This is a genomic window from Denitromonas ohlonensis, from assembly GCF_007625205.1.
Lineage (GTDB): Bacteria > Pseudomonadota > Gammaproteobacteria > Burkholderiales > Rhodocyclaceae > Nitrogeniibacter > Nitrogeniibacter ohlonensis.
Genome location: NZ_VMNI01000002.1, coordinates 36,339 through 55,590 on the forward strand (window position 1 = coordinate 36,339; position 19,252 = coordinate 55,590).

19 protein-coding genes and 4 tRNA genes are annotated in these 19,252 nt (G+C 63.1%); 13 read left to right on the forward strand and 10 right to left on the reverse strand.

Going from position 1 to position 19,252, the window contains the following annotated elements; translation table 11 throughout:
• Positions 1–223: 223 nt before the first annotated feature.
• From FHP89_RS00895 to FHP89_RS00905, 3 genes are read left to right on the forward strand one after another with little or no spacing between them, the layout of a single operon-like run.
• Positions 224–2,911: a bifunctional acetate--CoA ligase family protein/GNAT family N-acetyltransferase gene (locus FHP89_RS00895; RefSeq protein WP_144176588.1), complete on the forward strand. Its 2,688-nt coding sequence runs from the start codon at positions 224–226 to the stop codon at positions 2,909–2,911.
• Between the two features lie 56 nt (positions 2,912–2,967).
• Positions 2,968–3,549 (forward strand): DNA-3-methyladenine glycosylase I, encoded by a 582-nt coding sequence (locus FHP89_RS00900; protein WP_144176589.1) that lies wholly within the window; start codon positions 2,968–2,970, stop codon positions 3,547–3,549.
• A 3-nt stretch (positions 3,550–3,552) separates the two neighbouring features.
• Entirely contained in the window at positions 3,553–4,407 is an 855-nt protein-coding gene (locus FHP89_RS00905; RefSeq protein WP_144176590.1) for a D-hexose-6-phosphate mutarotase, read from the forward strand.
• On the opposite strand, the gene FHP89_RS00910 is transcribed toward FHP89_RS00905, so the two are convergent.
• A complete protein-coding gene (locus FHP89_RS00910; RefSeq protein WP_144176591.1) occupies positions 4,400–4,825 on the reverse strand; it encodes a hypothetical protein in 426 nt (141 codons plus the stop codon). The two genes, FHP89_RS00905 and FHP89_RS00910, sit on opposite strands and share 8 nt — an antisense overlap.
• A gap of 85 nt (positions 4,826–4,910) precedes the next feature.
• On the opposite strand from FHP89_RS00910, the gene FHP89_RS00915 reads away from it, so the two are divergent.
• From FHP89_RS00915 to FHP89_RS00945, 7 genes are all read left to right on the forward strand, one after another.
• Positions 4,911–7,226, forward strand: a complete 2,316-nt coding sequence (locus tag FHP89_RS00915; RefSeq protein WP_144176592.1) for a Tex family protein — start codon at positions 4,911–4,913, stop codon at positions 7,224–7,226.
• Positions 7,227–7,275: 49 nt separating this feature from the next.
• Positions 7,276–7,632 (forward strand): ArsC family reductase, encoded by a 357-nt coding sequence (locus FHP89_RS00920; RefSeq protein WP_144176593.1) that lies wholly within the window; start codon positions 7,276–7,278, stop codon positions 7,630–7,632.
• The gene (hslO, locus tag FHP89_RS00925) at positions 7,632–8,501 is read left to right on the forward strand and encodes an Hsp33 family molecular chaperone HslO (protein WP_144176594.1); all 870 of its coding nucleotides are present in this window, start codon (positions 7,632–7,634) and stop codon (positions 8,499–8,501) included. The genes FHP89_RS00920 and hslO overlap by 1 nt, the downstream gene beginning before the upstream one ends.
• Before the next feature lie 88 nt (positions 8,502–8,589).
• Positions 8,590–9,378 (forward strand): septum site-determining protein MinC, encoded by a 789-nt coding sequence (minC, locus tag FHP89_RS00930; protein WP_144176595.1) that lies wholly within the window; start codon positions 8,590–8,592, stop codon positions 9,376–9,378.
• 27 nt (positions 9,379–9,405) lie between these two features.
• The gene (gene minD, locus FHP89_RS00935) at positions 9,406–10,221 is read left to right on the forward strand and encodes a septum site-determining protein MinD (protein ID WP_144176596.1); all 816 of its coding nucleotides are present in this window, start codon (positions 9,406–9,408) and stop codon (positions 10,219–10,221) included.
• 1 nt (position 10,222) lies between these two features.
• Positions 10,223–10,483, forward strand: coding sequence for a cell division topological specificity factor MinE (gene minE, locus FHP89_RS00940; RefSeq protein ID WP_144176597.1), 261 nt, complete (start codon positions 10,223–10,225; stop codon positions 10,481–10,483).
• 13 nt (positions 10,484–10,496) lie between these two features.
• Positions 10,497–10,582 (forward strand) — tRNA-Leu (locus FHP89_RS00945).
• An 82-nt stretch (positions 10,583–10,664) separates the two neighbouring features.
• Here the strand turns inward: FHP89_RS00945 and yghU are convergent.
• On the reverse strand, positions 10,665–11,561 hold the full coding sequence (gene yghU / locus FHP89_RS00950) for a glutathione-dependent disulfide-bond oxidoreductase (RefSeq protein WP_391525197.1): 897 nt from the start codon (positions 11,559–11,561) through the stop codon (positions 10,665–10,667).
• A gap of 13 nt (positions 11,562–11,574) precedes the next feature.
• Entirely contained in the window at positions 11,575–12,228 is a 654-nt protein-coding gene (locus FHP89_RS00955; RefSeq protein ID WP_144176598.1) for a DsbA family oxidoreductase, read from the reverse strand.
• Between the two features lie 264 nt (positions 12,229–12,492).
• Here FHP89_RS00955 and FHP89_RS21015 point away from each other — a divergent pair, with 264 nt between their 5' ends.
• The 3 genes from FHP89_RS21015 (at position 12,493) to FHP89_RS00970 (ending at position 14,071) form a co-directional block, all read left to right on the forward strand.
• Positions 12,493–12,804, forward strand: coding sequence for a DUF5710 domain-containing protein (locus FHP89_RS21015; protein WP_144176599.1), 312 nt, complete (start codon positions 12,493–12,495; stop codon positions 12,802–12,804).
• A gap of 17 nt (positions 12,805–12,821) precedes the next feature.
• A complete protein-coding gene (locus FHP89_RS00965) occupies positions 12,822–13,433 on the forward strand; it encodes a 3'-5' exonuclease (RefSeq protein ID WP_144176600.1) in 612 nt (203 codons plus the stop codon).
• A 215-nt stretch (positions 13,434–13,648) separates the two neighbouring features.
• Positions 13,649–14,071, forward strand: a complete 423-nt coding sequence (locus FHP89_RS00970) for a DUF1178 family protein (protein ID WP_144176601.1) — start codon at positions 13,649–13,651, stop codon at positions 14,069–14,071.
• Positions 14,072–14,078: 7 nt separating this feature from the next.
• Here the strand turns inward: FHP89_RS00970 and FHP89_RS00975 are convergent, their stop codons facing one another.
• From FHP89_RS00975 to nagZ, 7 genes are all read right to left on the reverse strand, one after another.
• Positions 14,079–15,275, reverse strand: coding sequence for an alkaline phosphatase family protein (locus FHP89_RS00975; RefSeq protein WP_144176602.1), 1,197 nt, complete (start codon positions 15,273–15,275; stop codon positions 14,079–14,081).
• 93 nt (positions 15,276–15,368) lie between these two features.
• A tRNA-Gly gene (locus tag FHP89_RS00980) sits at positions 15,369–15,444 on the reverse strand.
• A gap of 10 nt (positions 15,445–15,454) precedes the next feature.
• Positions 15,455–15,528: transfer RNA gene (locus tag FHP89_RS00985), tRNA-Cys, on the reverse strand.
• Positions 15,529–15,609: 81 nt separating this feature from the next.
• Positions 15,610–15,685, reverse strand: a tRNA-Gly gene (locus FHP89_RS00990).
• A gap of 48 nt (positions 15,686–15,733) precedes the next feature.
• Entirely contained in the window at positions 15,734–16,309 is a 576-nt protein-coding gene (gene pgsA, locus FHP89_RS00995) for a CDP-diacylglycerol--glycerol-3-phosphate 3-phosphatidyltransferase (protein ID WP_144176603.1), read from the reverse strand.
• Positions 16,310–16,391: 82 nt separating this feature from the next.
• Positions 16,392–18,266, reverse strand: a complete 1,875-nt coding sequence (gene uvrC / locus FHP89_RS01000) for an excinuclease ABC subunit UvrC (protein WP_144176604.1) — start codon at positions 18,264–18,266, stop codon at positions 16,392–16,394.
• Positions 18,211–19,248: a beta-N-acetylhexosaminidase gene (gene nagZ / locus FHP89_RS01005; RefSeq protein ID WP_144177239.1), complete on the reverse strand. Its 1,038-nt coding sequence runs from the start codon at positions 19,246–19,248 to the stop codon at positions 18,211–18,213. Before nagZ ends, uvrC begins: the two co-directional genes overlap by 56 nt.
• Between the last annotated feature and the right edge of the window lie 4 nt (positions 19,249–19,252).

The following is a 19,252-nucleotide window of genomic DNA, read 5'->3' on the forward strand; positions in this document are numbered from 1 at the left end:
TCAAACCGGCGCGCCGCGGCGGTCGACAGCACTTTGCGGCGCCAACGCCACATCGCATGCCAAACATTCCTCAAACATTCTGCAAACTGAGCCGTAGTAAAACTGATCTGTGTCAGAATGAGCCATGTTGCACTGCACTATGTTTCGGTATTCGCTCCCCGACAGTTTCTTCGGTGTCCGCGAACGCGTTGATATCGAATGTCATTGAGTACGGACTACGACGATGAAAGAAAAGCACTATCTCACCCCCCTGTTCGAGCCCAAATCCGTTGGTGTCATAGGCGCCAGCGAGCGCGAGACTGCGATCGGCGGCGTGCTGATCCGCAACATGCTCGACGCCGGCTTCAAGGGCAAGATCTTTGCCATCAACCCCAAGCACGACAAAGTGCATGGGGTGAAGTGCTACAAGAGCGTCGAAGACGTGCCGCAGCGCCTCGACCTGGTGGTGATCGCCACTGCAGCGCAAAAAGTGCCCGCCATCATCGACAGTTGCGGCCGTGCCGGCGTCAAGGCCGCCATCGTGCTCTCAGCCGGTTTCTCTGAAACCGGCCCGCGCGGCGCCGCACTCGAACGCTCGGTGATGGATACCGCCCGCCGACACAAGATCCGGCTGCTCGGCCCGAACTGTCTGGGCATCATGCGGCCCGACCTCGGCCTCAACGCCACCTTTGCCCACGGCCGCGCCCTGCCTGGCTCAATCGGCCTGATCTCGCAGTCCGGCGCGCTGTGCACCGCGATTCTCGACTGGGCACGCCCGAACAATGTGGGCTTCTCGGCTGTGGTATCGCTGGGCTCGTCGCGCGACGTCGATTTTGGCGAAGCCCTCGAATTCATGATTTCGGACCCGCGTACCGAAAGCATTTTCCTGTACGTCGAAGGTCTGCGCGATGCGCGCCGCTTCATGAGCGCCCTGCGCGGCGCCGCCCGCGTCAAGCCGGTGCTGCTGATCAAGGTCGGCCGCCACCCTGAGGCCTCCAAGGCCGTGCTCAGCCATACCGGCGCACAGGTGGGCGACGACGCCGTGTTCGACGCGGCCATCCGCCGCGCCGGCGTGATCCGCCTCTACAGCCTCGGCCAGCTTTTTGCCGCGGCCAACGCGCTGTTCTCGCACTTCCGCCCCCGCGGCAATCGTCTGGCCATCATCACCAACGGTGGCGGACCGGGCGTCATGGCGGCCGACCGCGCACTCGACCTGGGCATTCCGCTGTCGCAGCTGTCCGACGCCACCATGGCCAAGCTCAACGCCTGCCTGCCAGCCACCTGGTCGCATGGCAACCCCATCGACATCCTCGGCGACGCCGATGTTGACCGTTACCGCGGTGCGATCAAGGCCGTCCTCGAAGGCCCGAATGTCGACGGCGTGCTGGTGATGCTCACCCCGCAAGCCATGACCCGGCCGACCGATGTCGCCAAGGCCCTGATCGAAGAAGAACGCAGCGCTGACAAACCCGTGGTGACCTGTTTCATGGGCGAAGAGCAAGTGGGCGAGGCACGCAAGCTGTTCGAAGCCGCAGGCATCCCGACCTTCCGCACGCCCGAACCGGCGGTGGAGTTGTTCAGCCATATCTCGGCCTACTACCGTAACCAGAAGCTGCTGGCACAAACGCCGGCATCCTTGTCGCAAAACAACCCGCCGTCGATCGAAAGCGCCCGCCTGGTCATTGAAACCGCCCTCAACGAGCGCCGCAAAGTGCTCAACGAGATGGAATCGAAAGCCATCCTCGCGGCCTTCCGCATCCCCATCGCCCAAACGGTGGTCGCCCGCTCGGCCACCGAAGCCATGGTGCTGGCCGAAGAAATCGGCCTGCCGGTGGTGATGAAGATCGACTCGCTCGATATCACCCACAAGTCCGACGTGGGCGGCGTGCGCCTCAACCTCACCAGCCTCGCAGCCGTACGGACGGCCTATCAGGAAATCCTCGAAGGCGTGCGCCGCACCCATCCGAATGCCAGCATCAACGGCATTGCCATCGAACCGATGGTCATCAAGCGCAACGGCCGCGAGCTGATGGTTGGCGTGCGCCGCGATCCGGTGTTCGGCCCGATCATCACCTTCGGTGAAGGCGGCACCCGTGTCGAAGTGCAAAAAGACCGCGCCATCGCCCTGCCGCCGCTCAACTCCTATCTGGCGCGCGACCTGATCCGCTCGACCCGCGTGTCGTCCTATCTCGACGAATTCCGCAACATGCCGCCGATCAACATGGAGGCGCTGGAGATGGTGTTGCTGCGCGTCTCCGAGATGGTGTGCGAACTGCCGTGGCTCAAGGAACTCGACATCAACCCGCTGATCGTCGACGAGAACGGCGCCGTCGCGGTCGATGCGCGCATCGTGGCCGACAATGTCTCGCCGACGGCGGATCGCTACGATCACATGGCGATCCACCCCTATCCGCAGCACCTGACCACACACTGGACACTGCCGGACGGCACCGATGTCACCATCCGCGCCATCAAGCCGGAAGACGCCGACCTCGAAGTCAATTTTGTGCGCAAGCTGTCGGCCGAAACCAAGTACTTCCGCTTCATGAACACCATGCGCGAGCTGCCGCCGGCCATGGTCGTGCGCCTCACGCAGATCGACTACGACCGCGAAATGGCCTTTGTCGCCACCGTCACCGAAGACGATCAGGAAACCGAGATCGGTGTCTGCCGCTACGCGGTCAATCCCGACGGCGAGTCTTGTGAATTTGCGGTGGTGGTGGCCGACGACTGGCAACACCGCGGCCTGGCTCGCCGCCTGATGGGCGTGCTGATTGAAACCGCCCGCAACCGCGGCCTGGTCTACATGAACGGCGTCTTCCTGGCCAATAACGACCGCATGCTGCGCTTCGTGCAAAGCCTCGGCTTTGTGCTCTCCAGCGATCCGGACGACAGCACGGTCAAACTCGGCGTCCTTTCCCTGCAGGACTGAGCGCCGCACAAGGCTACAATGACGCCTCCAACACCGGAGGCGCCATTGTGGCCGACATGCATTCTTCCGACCGCTGCCCCTGGTGCGGCACCGAACCACTTTACGTGGCCTATCACGACGAAGAATGGGGCGTGCCGCAGCATGACGACCAGATGCTGTTCGAGATGCTCACGCTCGAAGGCGCGCAGGCCGGGCTATCGTGGTGGACGGTGCTGCAAAAGCGCGAGGGCTATCGGCGCGCCTTCGATCATTTCGACGTGACGCGCATTGCGGCCTACACCGACGATGACATCGCGCGTCTGGTCGCCGACGCCGGCATCATCCGCCACGCAGGCAAAATCCGCGCAAGCATCGGCAACGCCCGCGCCTTTCTTGAACTGCAGGCACGAGAAGGCAGTTTTGACCGCTGGCTATGGCAATTTGTCGACGGCCAGCCACAGATCAATCGGCGGCAAAGCATGGCCGAGGTGCCGGGTAAAACGACGCTATCCGACACCCTCAGCCGCGAGCTCAAACGCCACGGCTTCAAGTTTGTCGGCTCCACCATCTGCTACGCCTTCGCGCAGGCGACGGGGATGGTGAATGATCATTTGCTCAGCTGCCCCCAACACCCCGAACACGCCGCGCAATCACGATAAAAGATGAAATCAACCATTTCCACTGAAACACTTCACGGCCAGCCGGTCATTCAAGTCCGCACGGCCGAGGGCGCAGAAGCCACGGTCAGCCTTTTTGGCGGCCAGGTACTGCACTGGCAACCGGCAGGGGGCCGACCCTGGCTCTACCTGAGCGACCAGGCCGTGTTCGACGCCCGCAGCGCCATCCGTGGCGGCACGCCGGTGTGCTTCCCCCAGTTTGCCGCGCACGGCCCGCTGCCCCGCCACGGCCTGGTTCGCACGCGCCCCTGGCGGCTCATCAACCAACGCGAAGTCGACGGGCAAGTCATGCTCACCCTCGGCATCGACAGCGATGACGCATCGCTGAGCGTATGGCCCTATCTGTTTTCGCTGGAGCTGACGGTCAACATTGGCGGCAACCGCCTGGACATGGAGCTGGAAGTCACCAACACCGGCGCCGACGCGCTCGAATTCACCGCCGCGCTGCACACTTATCTGCGCGTCGGCGAAGTCGAACTGGCCGAACTCCATGGCTTGAAAGGCCTGCACTACACTGACCAATGCGATGGCGGCGCGCGCAAGACCGACCCGATGCCGATGCTGCAGATCGATGACCCCATCGACCGCATCTACCACGAGGTTCGCCGCCCGATGGTGCTCGACGATGGCGGCCGGGCGCTGCAGATCGATCAGGAAAATTTCACCGATGTGGTGGTCTGGAATCCGTGGGAGGCTGGCGCCGCCGCCTTGGCCGACATGCCCGACAAAGACTTCCGCCGCATGCTGTGCGTCGAAGCTGCGGCGGTCAAAACGCCGATCACGCTAGGCGCGGATGCGCAGTGGTGGGGTCGCCAGAGCCTGCTCGTGGGTGCTAATTGACCGGCGGTGCGCTCAGCAATTCACCGTTGATACGCACCTGCGCACGCTCTGAATCCTCGATTTTTTCGCCCAAGGGCTGCACGCTGAGTTCGCCGCCATCGAGCATTTCCTGCAAGCGCTGGCGTGCCAGTTCGCCACGATCGTCGGTCACCACCGGGGTATCGAGAATGTACTGCTGCCCGCCGTAGAAAAAGCTGCGGCCATCGATCGCGTAGGCCCGCACCGGCGGCACTGGCGCCACGCTGCCATCGCCCTCGGGGATGCGCACCGTGCCCAGGCGCGACGGATCGACCACCGCCGCGGCAGGATTGGCCGCCGAGGCGGTGCCCTGCATCAACAGCAGGGCGGCAAGCAGCACGAAGCTTGAACGAAACACAAACATCATCGACAGGTCACGCAAGAGAAACAAGAGCGTCAAATTGTATCCCGACTCTCCGGCCGGCGCTTGCCGCCGAGCCTCTGCTTCTGCACACTAGCCCGTTTTTCAAAACGCCAAAGCGCCCATGCCCCTCTCAATCGAACACCGCCTGGCGGACGAACTCAAGGCCACTCAACGTCAGGTAGTGGCCGCCATTGCCCTGCTCGACGAAGGCGCCACCGTGCCCTTCATCGCCCGCTACCGCAAGGAAGTCACCGGCGGCCTAGACGACACCCAGCTGCGCACGCTAGAAGACCGCCTCGGCTACCTGCGCGAGCTCGAGTCCCGCCGGGCTGCCATCGTCGAGTCCATCGAATCGCAAGGCGTCATGACCGACGCGCTGCGTGTGCAGATTGCCGAGGCGGACACCAAGCAGCGCCTCGAAGACCTCTACCTGCCCTACAAGCCCAAGCGCCGCACCAAGGCGCAGATTGCCCGCGAAGCCGGCTTAGGCCCGCTGGCCGAGGCCCTGCTCGCCGACCCCACGCTGACGCCAGAGACCGAGGCCGCGCGCTACCTCAACACCGAGGCCGGCATCGCCGACACCAAAGCCGCACTCGACGGCGCCCGCCAAATCCTGATCGAGCAGTTCAGCGAAAACGCCGCCCTGCTCGACGCCCTGCGTGGCCTGCTGAATGAGCGCGGCCGCATTGTCTCGGCGGTGATCGAGGGTAAAGAGGCCGAGGGCGCCAAATTCCGCGACTGGTTCGATTTCTCCGAACCGGTCGGCCACATCCCGTCGCACCGCCTGCTGGCGCTGCTGCGCGGGCGCAACGAAGGCATGCTGCGCCTCAGCATCGAACTGCCCGACGCTCCGCCGGCCGGCGAAATGGGGCCCTGCGAATCACTGGTCGCACGCCACGCCGGTATCCGCGACACCGGCCGCGCGGCCGATCGCTGGTTGATGGAAACCGCACGCTGGGCCTGGTCGGTGAAAATCGCCGTGCATCTCGAACTCGAACTGATGAACAGCCTGCGCGAGCGCGCCGAAGAGGAAGCCATCCGCGTGTTCGCCGGCAACCTCAAGGATCTGCTGCTCGCCGCGCCGGCGGGCCGGCGCGTGACCATCGGACTCGATCCGGGCCTGCGCACCGGCGTGAAAGTGGCCGTGGTCGACGGCACCGGCAAGCTCATCGACACCGCCACCATCTACCCGCACGAGCCGCGCCGCGACTGGGATGGCGCCCTGGCCGAAGTGGCCCGCCTGGCCAAAAAGCACGGCGCCGACCTGATCGCCATCGGCAACGGCACGGCATCGCGCGAGACCGACCGCCTCGCCGCCGAGCTGATCAAGCGCCATCCGGAGCTCAAGCTCACCAAGGTGATGGTGTCCGAAGCCGGCGCCTCGGTGTACTCGGCCTCGGCGCTGGCCGCGGCGGAATTTCCCGATCTGGACGTGAGCCTGCGCGGCGCCGCCTCGATCGGCCGCCGCCTGCAAGACCCGCTGGCCGAACTGGTCAAGATTGACCCCAAATCCATCGGCGTTGGCCAATACCAACACGACATCAACCAGACCCGCCTGGCGCGCATGCTCGACGCCGTCGTTGAAGACTGCGTGAACGCGGTCGGCGTCGACGTGAACACCGCCTCCGCCGCCCTGCTCAGCCGCATCTCCGGCCTCAACAGCACGCTGGCCAACAACATCGTGGCCCACCGTGACAGCCACGGCCCCTTCCCGGACCGTCGCGCACTCAAGGCCGTTCCACGTCTGGGCGACAAAACCTTCGAACAGGCCGCCGGCTTCTTGCGCGTGATTGGCGGCGGCAACCCGCTCGACGCCTCGGCAGTGCACCCGGAAGCCTATCCGCTGGTCGAAAAGATCCTCGCCGACATCCAGCGCGATGTGAGCAGCATCATCGGCGACAGCCCCACGCTCAAGGCACTCGACGCCAAGCGCTATGCCGATGATCGCTTCGGCGAGCCGACGGTGAACGACATCCTCGCCGAACTCGATAAACCCGGCCGCGACCCCCGCCCCGCCTTCCGCACCGCCAGCTTCCGCGATGGCGTCGAAAAGCTCAGCGACCTGACCGAAGGCATGGTGCTGGAGGGCGTGATCACCAACGTCACCAACTTCGGCGCCTTTGTCGATATCGGCGTGCATCAGGACGGTCTGGTGCACATTTCGGCGCTGTCCAACACCTTCGTGAAAGACCCGCGCAGCGTCGTCAAAGCCGGCGATGTGGTGCCGGTCAAGGTGATTGAAGTCGACCTGCCGCGCAAACGCATCGCGCTGACCATGCGCCTGTCCGACACGCCGGCCGAACCGCGCAAGCGCCCCGAGCGCAAGCCTGCCGAACGCCCAAAAGCGGCGCCACGTGCGGATCGCGCGCTACGCAAAGACGACGCCCGCGGCCACGGCAACATGGCCGCCGCACTCGCCAAAGCATTGAAAAAATAAGGGCTTGGGGTTTTCTGAGACAATGCCAGCCAACACACACGACACGAACATGATCCACATCTACGGCATCCGCAGCTGCGACACCATGAAGAAGGCCTTTACGTGGCTCGACAGCCACCACATCGCCTACACCTTCCACGACACCAAACGCGATGGCATCGACGAAGCCACGCTGGCCGACTGGGTCGCCCGCGTGAGTCGCACACCGCTGGTCAACACCCGCGGCACCACCTGGCGCAAGCTGCCCGACGAGGCCCGCCAGATCGACACCGATGCCGACGCCATCGCGCTGATGGCCGCCCACACCAGCCTGATCAAACGCCCCGTGCTCGACACCGGCGACGGTCGCCTGCTGGTGGGTTTCAACGCCGACACCTACGCCACCGAACTCACGGAGCCCCGCTGATGCTGCGCGAAGACAGCCTCGTCCAACCGTTCTTGTTTGACGATCTCGACATCCGCGGCAGCATCGTCCAGATCAACGACGCCTGGCGCGCCATAACCGCCCAGCGCGGCTACACCCCGGCCGTGCGCACCGTGCTCGGCGAGCTGACCGCGGTCACTGCGATCATGTCGGCCAACCTCAAGCAACCCGGCCGCCTCACCTTCCAGATGCAAGGCCACGGCCCGCTCTCGCTGATGGTGGTCGACTGCACCGAAACGCTCAATCTGCGCGGCTACGCAAAAACCGACGAAACGGTCAGCAGCAGCGAACTGAGCGGCCTGATCGGCGATGGCCACCTGCAGCTGACCCTCGACATCGCCGGCCTCGACCAGCCCTATCAAAGCCTCGTGCCCGTCGAAGGCGATACCGTCGCCGCCGTCTTCGAACACTATCTGGCGCAGTCCGAACAGCAACCCGCCGCACTGTGGCTGGTCGCCAACGGCGACACCGCCGCTGGCCTGTTTCTGCAAAAGCTGCCCGACGCCGACCTGCGCGACCCCGACGGCTGGGCGCGTGTCACCAGTCTGGCCGCCACCGTCAAGCCCGACGAGCTGCGCGGCTTGCCGCCAGAAGACGTCCTGGCCCGGCTATTCCACGAAGAAACGGTACGCGTGTTCACCCCACGCCCGGTGCTCCATCGCTGGCCCGCCGACCCCGAAAAGGTCAAGACCATGCTGCGCGGACTCGGCCGCGAAGAGCTCGAATCGGTGATCGAAACCCAAGGCGTGGTCGAGATTCACGACGACATGTCCAACCACACCTACCGCTTTGACGCCGACGCCATCCACGAACTGTTCGCCGCGCCCGACGCACCACCGACTCAACACTGAACCGCCCAGCGCACAGATTCCACCGGAATCTTGCCCCCAGCCTCTACGGCCAGTAAACTCGCAGGATTTGACAGCTCATCGGCCCCGAATGAACCCAGCTTCCGCATCAAACAAACCCATAGAATTCCGGGGCGCAACACTGGGCGTCATGACCGCGCGCCTGCGCGATACCGACCCGATGCGCCTGGCCGATGCCATGCACACCCTGCTCGGCGGCATGCCCGACTTCTTCAACCGCGAAGCGACCATTCTCGACTTTGCCGAGCTGGCCAACGCGCCCGAACGCATCGACTGGCCGGGGATCGCCAGCCTGCTGCGTCGCTACCGCCTGCAACCGGTGGCTGTGAGCAATCTGCCCGAGGCCTTCATTGAAGGCGCACGCAAGATTGGCCTGGCCGTGCTCGATGCCGACAACGCCAGCGTCAGCGCGCCCGAGGCGCCGGCATCTGCCGCTCCTGCGCCGGCACCCGCACCGGCACCGGTGGTCGAAGCCCCCGCAGCGGCAGCGCCTGTCGCCGCCGCCGCGGCAAGCACACTCATCATCGACCGCCCGCTGCGCTCCGGCCAGCAGGCCTATGCCCGCGGCGGCGATCTCGTGCTGCTGTGTGGTGTCAGCCACGGCGCCGAAGTCATCGCCGACGGCAGCATCCACTGCTACGGCCCGCTGCGCGGTCGCGCGCTGGCCGGCGCGCAGGGCAACACCCGCGCCCGCGTGTTCAGCACCAATTTTGGCCCCGAACTGGTCTCCATCGCCGGGGTCTATCGCACCTTCGAAAAAGGCATCCCCGAGTCCGTGGCCGGCAAAACCGCCCAGGCCTGGCTCAAGGGCGAAGGCGACAACCCGATTTTGACGATTGCGCCGCTGCAGACTGTCTAAGCACGGCACTCACAGGAAGGAAGTATTGTGACTCGAACCATCGTAGTAACGTCCGGCAAGGGCGGCGTCGGCAAGACGACCACCAGCGCAGCGTTCGCCTCGGGCCTGGCCCTGCGCGGATTCAAAACCGCGGTCATCGACTTTGACGTCGGCCTGCGCAACCTCGACCTGATCATGGGCTGCGAACGCCGCGTGGTGTATGACCTGATCAACGTCGTCAATGGCGAAGCCAAGCTGAGCCAGGCGCTGATCAAGGACAAGCACTGCGAAAACCTGTTCATCCTGCCCGCCTCGCAGACCCGCGACAAGGACGCGCTGACCGAAGAAGGCGTCAAGACCGTGCTCAAGGATCTCGAGCACATGGGCTTTGACTACGTGGTCTGCGACTCCCCCGCCGGCATCGAGCGCGGCGCCGTGATGGCGCTGACCTTCGCCGACGAGGCGATCATCGTCACCAACCCCGAAGTGTCCTCGGTGCGCGACTCCGACCGCATCCTCGGCATTCTGCAATCCAAGTCGCAGCGCGCCAAGGACGGCATGGATGCCGTCAAGGAGCACCTGCTGATCACCCGCTATTCGGCCAAGCGCGTCGAAGATGGCGAGATGCTGTCCTACAAGGACGTGCAGGAGCTGCTGCGTGTTGAATTGATTGGCGTCATCCCCGAATCCGAAGCCGTGCTCCACGCCTCCAACCAGGGTTCACCGGCCGTGCACCTCAAGGGCACCGACGTGTCCGAGGCCTATCTGGACGTGGTCGCCCGCTTCCTGGGCGAAGAGCGCCCCATGCGTTACACCACCTACGAAAAGCCGGGCCTGATGAAGCGCCTGTTCGGAGGGAAGTGAAATGTCCCTGCTCAGCATGCTGTTTGGCAGCAAACCCAAGACGGCAAATCTGGCCAAAGAACGCCTGCAACTGATCATTGCCCGCGAGCACGGCCCGCGGGACGGCTCGCCCGACTTTCTACCGGATCTCCAGCGTGACCTGATCGCGGTGATTTCGAAGTACGTCAACGTCAACCCGGACGATATCAAGGTCAACCTTGAGCGTCAGGACAACTACGAAGTGCTCGAGGTCAACATCGTGCTCCCCGAGAAGGAGCACTGATCGCGTCACAAATGCCCGGATGGTGAAATCGGTAGACACAAGGGACTTAAAATCCCTCGGCCTTTGGCTGTGCGGGTTCGATTCCCGCTCCGGGCACCAGTAAAAACAGGCGGGTATCTCCCACAGAGATACCCGCCTGCTTTTTTAACACCGATTTTTCACCACGACCGAGACTTGCCGCTCAAGCAGCGCTTTCTCGTGCCAGCTTGTCTTCGGTTCTCAGTTCGAAATCCGACGCGTCATGACGCTCATGCAACTGGTCGGACGGCTCACCCCAGGTCCGATTGACCTTGCGACCGCGCTGGACCGCGGCACGCGCCAGAATATCGTCTGCCCAGCGACGCAGGTGCGTGTAGCTGTCGACCTGCAAAAACTCACCCGCACCGTAGGATTGCCCCAGCACCAGGTTGCCATACCAGGGCCACGTCGCCATATCGGCGATGGTGTATTCGTCTCCCCCCAGATACCGGTGCTCGGCCAGTTCGCGGTCAAGCACGTCCATCTGACGCTTCACCTCCATGGTGAAACGATTGATCGGGTATTCGAACTTTTCGGGCGCATATGCGTAAAAATGACCAAAGCCGCCGCCCAGATAGGGGGCTGAGCCCTGCAGCCAGAAAAGCCAATTGAGCACCTCGGTACGCGCTGACGGGTCTTTGGGAAGGAATCGCCCGAACTTTTCGGCCAGATAAAGCAGGATTGCACCACTTTCAAAAACCCGACGCCCCGCTTCCGTATCAAACAACGCGGGAATTTTTGAATTCGGATTCACCTCAACAAAGCCCGTCGAAAACTGATCACCCTGACTGATCCGGATCAGATGGGCGTCGTATTCTGCGCCGCGCTCACCGACCGCCAACAACTCTTCGAGCAAGATGGTGACCTTCTGACCATTGGGCGTGCCCATTGAATACAACTGTAAAGGATGCTTCCCGCGCGGCAAGGTGGCTTCATGCGTGGGGCCGGCGATGGGTCGGTTGATCTTTGCCCATTCACCGCCGTTCTCGGCATCCCAGGTCCAGACTTTTGGGGGGACATACGGCTTCGAGTCAGACATGGTTCTCAATTCCTCATTCATGTTGAGCGCGTGCTCAGTCCTGCATCTGGGCCAATTGTTCCAGAATGCGCGTGTAGTTTTCCACTCCTTGCGCACCACTCACCAGATAGCGATGCTTGAATATCATCGCCGGCACACTGTGAACCCCTTGCTTCAACCAGCGGCTCTCAGCGTCGCGCACGTCGGTAGCAAAGCGCTGATCCGCCAGTACGGCAAGTGCCTCGGCGCGCTCAAGCCCGGTCTCGCCGGCCACATCGGCCAGCACGGCCTTGTCGGACAGGTTTCGGCGATCCGTAAAATGTGCATCAAAGAACGCCAGCTTCAGTGCATGCATACGACCGTGCTGATCGGCCCAATGAAGGAGTTGGTGCACGTTGAAGGTATTGTGCATGCGCATGTCGTCCGAAAAACGGAACGCGAACCCGAGCTCGGCGCCGATGTCGGTCATCCTGACGCGACTGTCTGCCGACGCCTCTGGTGTCGTACCGTATTTTTCTGCCACATGCTCCCGCAGGTTCTGGCCTTCGGCCGGCATATCGGGGTTCAGCTCGAACGGATGCCAGCGTATTTCGCCTGCGGTTCCCGTCGCCACCAGCGCCTGCTGCAGCTGTCGGTAACCAATGAGACACCACGGGCACATCACGTCGGAGACGATATCGATGTGAAGACTTTGGACCGGCTCAGTCATGCTGCCCCTCTTTCGATTGATCAATGATCATTTGCTGTTTAGATCGAGCGGTTTAAATATACACAATGTGAACCGACTGATCAAAACGCGATGAAAAACGGGCCGTCTGTCATGCCACGGCGCCGATGCGGCAAGGACACCAGCCAGAATGCACTGGGGGGATACCCGGCACACATCGATTTACCAGCGTACGGCGCTGGGGCATGAGTCAGAACGCTGACGCAACATATAATGCCTGCCTCGACGCCTTGACCTGGAAGCACGATGAGATTGAATTTGAGAGTCCCCTTCGCAGAAAAGGATGAGGCAAAAAAGCTTGGCGCACGCTGGGATGCCGCACGCAAGATCTGGTACGTCGAAGGCAAGGACGACGTCACGTCCTTCTCGAGGTGGTCACCTACGCCCCATGATGCATCCACCAGCGCCGCCCCCGCGCCAAAGCGCGCCCCGTCAAAAGCCCAAAGCACATCGAGCGGCGTTCAGATCGGCAGCCGCTATGTTGAATCTCCCCGTATCTGCGATTGCGCCCCTTGGGATGTTTGCGACATCTGTCGGGCCACCGCCCTGTCCAGCTAGGCGAGGGAGGCACGATCATGGAAACAGTGGCGGTCATCGACTTTGAAACAACAGGGCTGTCGCCCGGCCAGGGCGATCGCGCCACCGAGATTGCGGCGGTCATTCTCAAAGACGGCGAAATTATTGGGCGCTACCAGAGCCTGATGAACACGGGCGCCTGGGTACCCGCCTTCATCGAATCGCTGACCGGCATTACTAACGAGATGCTTCGCAGCGCGCCGCCGGCATCCTTGGTCATGCAGGAGGTGGCCGACTTCGTGGGTGATTACCCCTTGGTCGCTCACAACGCTTCGTTCGACAGCAAATTCTGGGATGCGGAGATGGCTCGCATCGATCGGACCCGACGGCAGGAATTCGTCTGCTCGCTGCTGCTGTCACGGCGGATCTTCCCTCAGGCGCCAAGTCACAAACTCAGCGCCTTGATCGAGTATGCGAATCTGCCGGTGGCAGGACGGTATCACCGCGCCTTGGCCGATGCGGAAATGGCCGCCAGCCTTTTGCAGCGCCTGGCGCACGAGTTGCGTGAGCAGCACAAGGTCAACACCGTTTCGGTCGACCTGCTCAGCCGGATTCAGCGTGCGCCCAAGTCGCAACTGACAAAATGTATTGCCCACGCGCAGGCCGTGTGACGCCCTGCAATCGCCCAGGTGAGATACTGGACGGCACACTCAAACCGACCGTGCATCCACCGCACCCGACGCTGTCGTTCAGGGCGTGACTTCTGAGTGTAGAGAAAGACTCAGAGACCTTGGCGCCGGCGATCCAAAGGCAGGACGCCGACAACACCCCACAAGATGACCTTCATCGCCCGGTTCGCGCCACCACACCAGCCAGAGAATAACTCGTGATCGTCCTCAATCTACGCTGCAGTAACGGCCATGGCTTTGAAGGCTGGTTTGGCTCATCGGATGCTTTTGAGGCGCAACGTGCGGAGGGCCAGATCAACTGCCCGGTCTGCGCCAGCGCCGACATCCGCCGCCTCCCCAGCGCGCCTTACGTGCAAACCGGCGCCCCGTCGCCCAAGGGCGGCGACACGCCAGCGCGCATCGACGACACTGCGGCACGCGCCGTTGCCGGTTTGCGCCAGCTCGCACAAAAAGCCGAGGACGTCGGCAAGGCCTTCCCGGCGGAAGTGCGCCGCATTCATCAAGGCGACGCGCCGGATCGAAGTATTCGCGGACAGGCATCCATTGAAGAGGTGGCTGAACTCCTTGATGAAGGCATCGGCGTGCTGCCGATTCCCGTCCCCAAAGAAGACCTTCACTAACGCGTTTTCAGCAGGGAATCGCCACCAGCGGAATCAGCATTTCGGCAGCCGAGATCCCGGCGTGTACGCCGAGCATCGGGAAACGCCGTTCATTCGGTAACCAGTCGTAGAGTGTCCAGTTGTCGCGGCCGATCAGGGCAAAATCGCCGACTCGTTCCGCCAGTCGCCGCGAGGGCTTTGCCGTCGGGCCGAACACACCGGAATCGATCAGGCGCGGGCCTGGCACGACATGAAAACGATCGCCCAACTGGCTAATCGCCTCAAGCTCGAACTGCGCTCGATGCGCATTTTTCACGCGACAGTAGGCGACCCGTCGCTCACCCCACAGCGGACCGTCCAGATAGGATTGCAGTTGGCCTTCCGCGGCGATATCGCATTGTCGCTCGGGCGGAGAGTCGATGAATCCATGATCTGCGGTCACCAGCAGTAGCGCCCCGCTGCCGGCAAGTTGGGCACTCACCCGCGCGACCATGGCATCCAGCGCTTCAAAGTGCGCATCGCACTCAAGCGAGGCAATCCCGAACTGGTGCGCCAGGGCATCGTAGTCGGCGTGATAGGCGTAGACAAAGCCGTCGAGACTGCCTAGATCGCGCACCGACTGAACAAGCTGCGACTCCAGCTCAGGCAAATCCTGATACGCGTATCGCCGCGCCACGCCGCGCGAGTGACGCAGATTGAAGGGTGAGCCCAGAATCGATTCTGGTCCGACCATCACGCTCCGCGTATCCAGGCGCTGAAACAGGCTGTGGTAGGGAAACAGGCGCGGCATGCGCCACCAACCGGTCATTGGCGCCCGATCTCGACGCACCATCGGCAAGGGCGCGAGCACGCCACCAAACCGGTCGTCGCGGATATACCACCCGGTGAGCCCATGTTCGGCTGGCGATATACCGGTCAAGGTGGTGGTGATTGCGCTGGCAGTGGTGGGCGGGAAAACGCTGGTCAGCGTGCGGGCTTGATGTTGCGCGAGAAAACTGCCCGCGCCGCGCGTGGCCAGATCGTGCGCACCGAGACCATCGATCACCAGCAAGACCACAACGCGCGCGGCGCTCAGCGGCATGGCCTCGGGATCGCGCAAACCCGGCGTATCGACCCGGCGGTCGCCAAAACGCCGCCGTAAGGAAGCCATCAGGTTCAGCAGGCTGCCCCCCTGGTAGTCCGGAGCAACGGTATCTGGCAAATCGAGAAATCGGGGAAATGTCATTTCGGCCGTCCGGCAAGCACACGCCCATGATAGCGTCGCCGGAAGCCAACGGAAAAACAGAAGGGGAAGCCAGCGGCTTCCCCTTCGTGTTTTTGGAGCGGGAAACGAGGCTCGAACTCGCGACCTCAACCTTGGCAAGGTTGCGCTCTACCAACTGAGCTATTCCCGCAATACTTTCCTGGAGGCGCGGGGCGGAGTCGAACCGCCCTGGAGGGATTTGCAGTCCCCTGCATAACCGCTTTGCTACCGCGCCACTGACCGACTGCCAAGTCGGCCATTCACTATCCGATTTCTCGGGAGTGAAAAGGGGAAAGCTGCGCTTTCCCCAGAATACTGGAGCGGGAAACGAGGCTCGAACTCGCGACCTCAACCTTGGCAAGGTTGCGCTCTACCAACTGAGCTATTCCCGCAAAACAGACCGCCATTATAGGCAGCCATTTTCTTCTGTCAAGGCGTTTTCAGCCTTTTTCACTGTCCCGCAACATGGGCATGGCTCGGTGCAAATAATAGCCCATGGACCACAGGGTCAGCACCGCCGCAATGTAGATCAAAATGGTCCCGACCCACTGCGATTGCACCGAAAGCAGCGGCGCATTATACAGAAGCAACGGGATCGCCACCATCTGTGCAGCCGTTTTTAATTTACCGACAAAGGCGACCGCCACACTGGCGGAACGCCCCACTCGCGCCATCCACTCCCGCAGTGCGGAAATGGTGATCTCGCGGCCGATGATGATTACCGCAATTGTTGCGTCAGCACGCCCCAACTGCACCAGCATGATCAACGCGGCCGCCACCATCAGCTTGTCGGCCACCGGATCGAGAAAGGCGCCAAAAGCCGAGGTTTGACCGAGGCTGCGCGCCAGATAGCCGTCGAACCAGTCGGTGATTGCGGCCACGCCGAACACCAGCGTCGCCGCAAGATTCCGCTCCGGCAGCGTCATCATGCCGTCGGGCAAATAATAGACGCCGACAAACACCGGAATCATGATGATCCGGGCCCAGGTCAGCGTGTTGGGAATATTCAATGGCATGAGTCAGTGGATGTCATTGTCTCGCCGATCGAAGCCGACCGTGAGTACAGGCGCGAAGTGTAGCCGCTGGCGGCGCAGCTTGTCACGATTCACCGCCAGTGAGCTCGCCATGGATCAACTCTGCGAGCGTCCGGCTGATGCCTTCGACCCGGCACAGATCGTCCACCGTCGCGCTACGCACGCCATCCAGACCGCCAAAGGTGGCGAGCAGCGCACGCCGTCGCGTCGGCCCGACGCCGGCGATACGCTCAAGCTTGGAGCCGATACGCGCCTTGCCACGCTTGGCGCGATGCCCGGTGATGGCAAAGCGATGCGCCTCGTCACGGATCTCCTGCACCAGATGCAGCGCGGCCGATTCGGGCGACAAATGCATGGGCGGTCGGCCATCGCCGAAAATGAGCGACTCCAGCCCCGGCTTGCGCCCCTCCCCCTTGGCCACCCCGACCGCCGGCAAGGCCGCCAGACCAAGCTCGGCGAACACCTCGAGCGCCATCGACAGCTGGCCGCGACCGCCGTCAATCAACACCAGATCAGGCAACACGCCGTCGCCGCTGGCGACTTTCTCGTAGCGTCGCGACAGCACCTGACGCATGGCGGCGTAGTCGTCGCCCGGCGTGATGTCGGTGATGTTGTAGCGCCGGTATTCGCCACGTTTCATCGCCCCGCCTTCGCACACCACGCAGGAAGCGACAGTGGCCTCACCCATCGTATGGCTGATGTCGAAGCATTCGATCCGCGCGGGCGGCTCAGTCAGGCCAAGCGCCTGCTGCAACGCCTCAAGCCGGGAGGCGCTGCGGTCGGACATCGCCAGCCGAGCCTGAATGGCGAGCGTGGCGTTGCGCTCGGCCATTTCCACCCAGCCTTTTTCCATCGGCCGACGTGGCGCAGTCACGACCGCCTGTTTGCCAAGGCTCTCCAGCACCGACCTGACGAGCGCGGCGTCGATGGCGGCCACGATCTTGCCGGGCAGCGGCAGCATCGCGTAGTGCTGCTCAATGAAAGCCAGCAACACATCCTGCGTAGAGCATTCGCCATCGACCACCGGAAACTGCGGTCGGTCGCCCAGGTGACGGCCACCACGGATCATCGCCAGATTGACGCACACCAGGCCCTCGGACTGGACCGCACACAGCACGTCCACGTCTTCTTCCTTGCCGCTATCGACGTACTGCCGGTGCAGCACTTGCTGGAGCGCGCGAATCTGGTCGCGCAGCGCCGCGGCTTCCTCGAAGGCCATACGCTCAGCCGCGGCCGCCATGCTGTCGGTCAGGCCGTTGATGACTTCGGAGGTGCGCCCTTCGAGAAACAGCGTGGCCAGACGCACATCGGCGGCGTAATCCTGCTCGGAGATCAGCCCAACGCAGGGCGCCGTGCAGCGCTGGATCTGATGCAACAAACAGGGACGCGAGCGGTGATCAAAGACGCCGTTTTCGCAGGTGCGCAGCTTGAAGACTTTTTGCAGCAGATGAATGCTGTCGCGCACCGACACGCTTCCCGGGAACGGGCCAAAATAGCGCGCGCCCTTGGTGAAGCCGCCGCGATGGAAGGCCAGTCGCGGAAAGCCATGCGCCGTGAGCGTGATATAGGGGTAGGACTTGTCGTCCCGAAACAAGATGTTGTAGCGCGGCGCCAGCGACTTGATGAGGTTGTTTTCGAGAATCAACGCCTCGGCTTCGGAGCGTGTCGCGGTGATTTCCACCTGCACGATCTGCGCCACCATCATGGCGATCCGCGGGCTGGCCAGCTGGCTACGGAAGTAGGAGGACAGCCGCTTTTTGAGATTCTTGGCCTTGCCGACATACAGCACCTGCCCTCCCTCGCCGATCATCCGGTACACCCCGGGGTCGGACGGCGCGTTGCGCAGGAAGGTCTGATGGTCGAAGCTGGTCACGTGGTCTTGCTCAGGCGCGCCGGGTGCGCTCAGCCAAGGCCGCCAGCTGTGCTTTGGCCTGGTCATAGGCTTCGCTGCCTGGGCAGACGCTGTCAGCGCAGGGGCGCGCGTGCAAGGCGCACAGGCGATCCGATAGTGTTGGCGGCACCTCGGGCTGCCAACGCGACAGCAAGGTGTCGGCCAGGTCCGGCCGGTTGCATACCAGCACCATGTCGCAACCCGCGACACGCGCGGCCTCGGCGCGTGCGACGATGTCGCCCGCTTCGGTGGCCGCTTCCATGGTCAGATCATCACTGAAAATCACGCCGGCAAAGCCGAGTTGGCCGCGCAGCACGGTCTGCAGCCAGAACGGGGAAAAACCCGCAGGCCGGGGATCGACCGCCGGATAGATGACATGCGCCGGCATGACACCGGCCAAGCGTGGCGCCAGCGTATGGAACGGCCGCATGTCCTGCGCGCAGATGGCATCGAAATCGCGCGCATCGCGCGGCATGTCGACATGCGAGTCGGCCTCGACAAAGCCGTGACCGGGAAAATGCTTGCCCACGCAACCCATGCCGGCGTCGGCCATGCCGTCGATCAGCGCGGTTGCGAGCGCGATGGTGGCGTCCGGGTCGCGATGGAAGGCACGATCGCCGATCACGCGGCTCACGCCGTAATCGAGATCAAGCACCGGGGTATAGCTCAGGTCCACGCCATGCGCGATCAACTCGCTGGCCAGCACCCGGCCCGCATCGCGGGCCAGCTGGCAACCGGCGACCGGGTCATCCGACCAGGCCTTGCCCAACACGCCCATTGCGGGCACCGCGCTGAAGCCTTCGCGAAAGCGCTGCACCCGCCCGCCTTCATGATCGACCGTGATCAACAAGGCCGGCACGCGCAACGTGCGAATGTCAGCGGTGAGCGCCGCCAGTTGCGTGGGATTGTCGTAGTTACGGGCAAACAGGATCACCCCGCCAACCAGCGGATGACACAGGCGCGTGCGCTCGTCATCAGTGAGGGCATGGCCGGCAACGTCGAGCATCACCGGTCCGAGAGGCAGCGTCATCGCC

What these genes read in the sequence shown, in the direction of transcription:
- FHP89_RS00920 (WP_144176593.1), top strand. Translation starts at nt 7,276, where the DNA reads ATGATCCACATCTACGGCATCCGCAGCTGCGACACCATGAAGAAGGCC.
- FHP89_RS00915 (WP_144176592.1), top strand. Translation starts at nt 4,911, where the DNA reads ATGCCCCTCTCAATCGAACACCGCCTGGCGGACGAACTCAAGGCCACT.
- FHP89_RS00965 (WP_144176600.1), top strand. Translation starts at nt 12,822, where the DNA reads ATGGAAACAGTGGCGGTCATCGACTTTGAAACAACAGGGCTGTCGCCC.
- uvrC (WP_144176604.1), bottom strand. Translation starts at nt 18,266, where the DNA reads ATGACCAGGCCAAAGCACAGCTGGCGGCCTTGGCTGAGCGCACCCGGC.
- minE (WP_144176597.1), top strand. Translation starts at nt 10,223, where the DNA reads ATGTCCCTGCTCAGCATGCTGTTTGGCAGCAAACCCAAGACGGCAAAT.
- FHP89_RS00900 (WP_144176589.1), top strand. Translation starts at nt 2,968, where the DNA reads ATGCATTCTTCCGACCGCTGCCCCTGGTGCGGCACCGAACCACTTTAC.
- minC (WP_144176595.1), top strand. Translation starts at nt 8,590, where the DNA reads ATGAACCCAGCTTCCGCATCAAACAAACCCATAGAATTCCGGGGCGCA.
- FHP89_RS00895 (WP_144176588.1), top strand. Translation starts at nt 224, where the DNA reads ATGAAAGAAAAGCACTATCTCACCCCCCTGTTCGAGCCCAAATCCGTT.
- FHP89_RS00975 (WP_144176602.1), bottom strand. Translation starts at nt 15,275, where the DNA reads ATGACATTTCCCCGATTTCTCGATTTGCCAGATACCGTTGCTCCGGAC.
- FHP89_RS21015 (WP_144176599.1), top strand. Translation starts at nt 12,493, where the DNA reads ATGAGATTGAATTTGAGAGTCCCCTTCGCAGAAAAGGATGAGGCAAAA.
- hslO (WP_144176594.1), top strand. Translation starts at nt 7,632, where the DNA reads ATGCTGCGCGAAGACAGCCTCGTCCAACCGTTCTTGTTTGACGATCTC.
- pgsA (WP_144176603.1), bottom strand. Translation starts at nt 16,309, where the DNA reads ATGCCATTGAATATTCCCAACACGCTGACCTGGGCCCGGATCATCATG.
- yghU (WP_391525197.1), bottom strand. Translation starts at nt 11,561, where the DNA reads ATGAATGAGGAATTGAGAACCATGTCTGACTCGAAGCCGTATGTCCCC.
- FHP89_RS00905 (WP_144176590.1), top strand. Translation starts at nt 3,553, where the DNA reads ATGAAATCAACCATTTCCACTGAAACACTTCACGGCCAGCCGGTCATT.
- nagZ (WP_144177239.1), bottom strand. Translation starts at nt 19,248, where the DNA reads ATGACGCTGCCTCTCGGACCGGTGATGCTCGACGTTGCCGGCCATGCC.
- FHP89_RS00955 (WP_144176598.1), bottom strand. Translation starts at nt 12,228, where the DNA reads ATGACTGAGCCGGTCCAAAGTCTTCACATCGATATCGTCTCCGACGTG.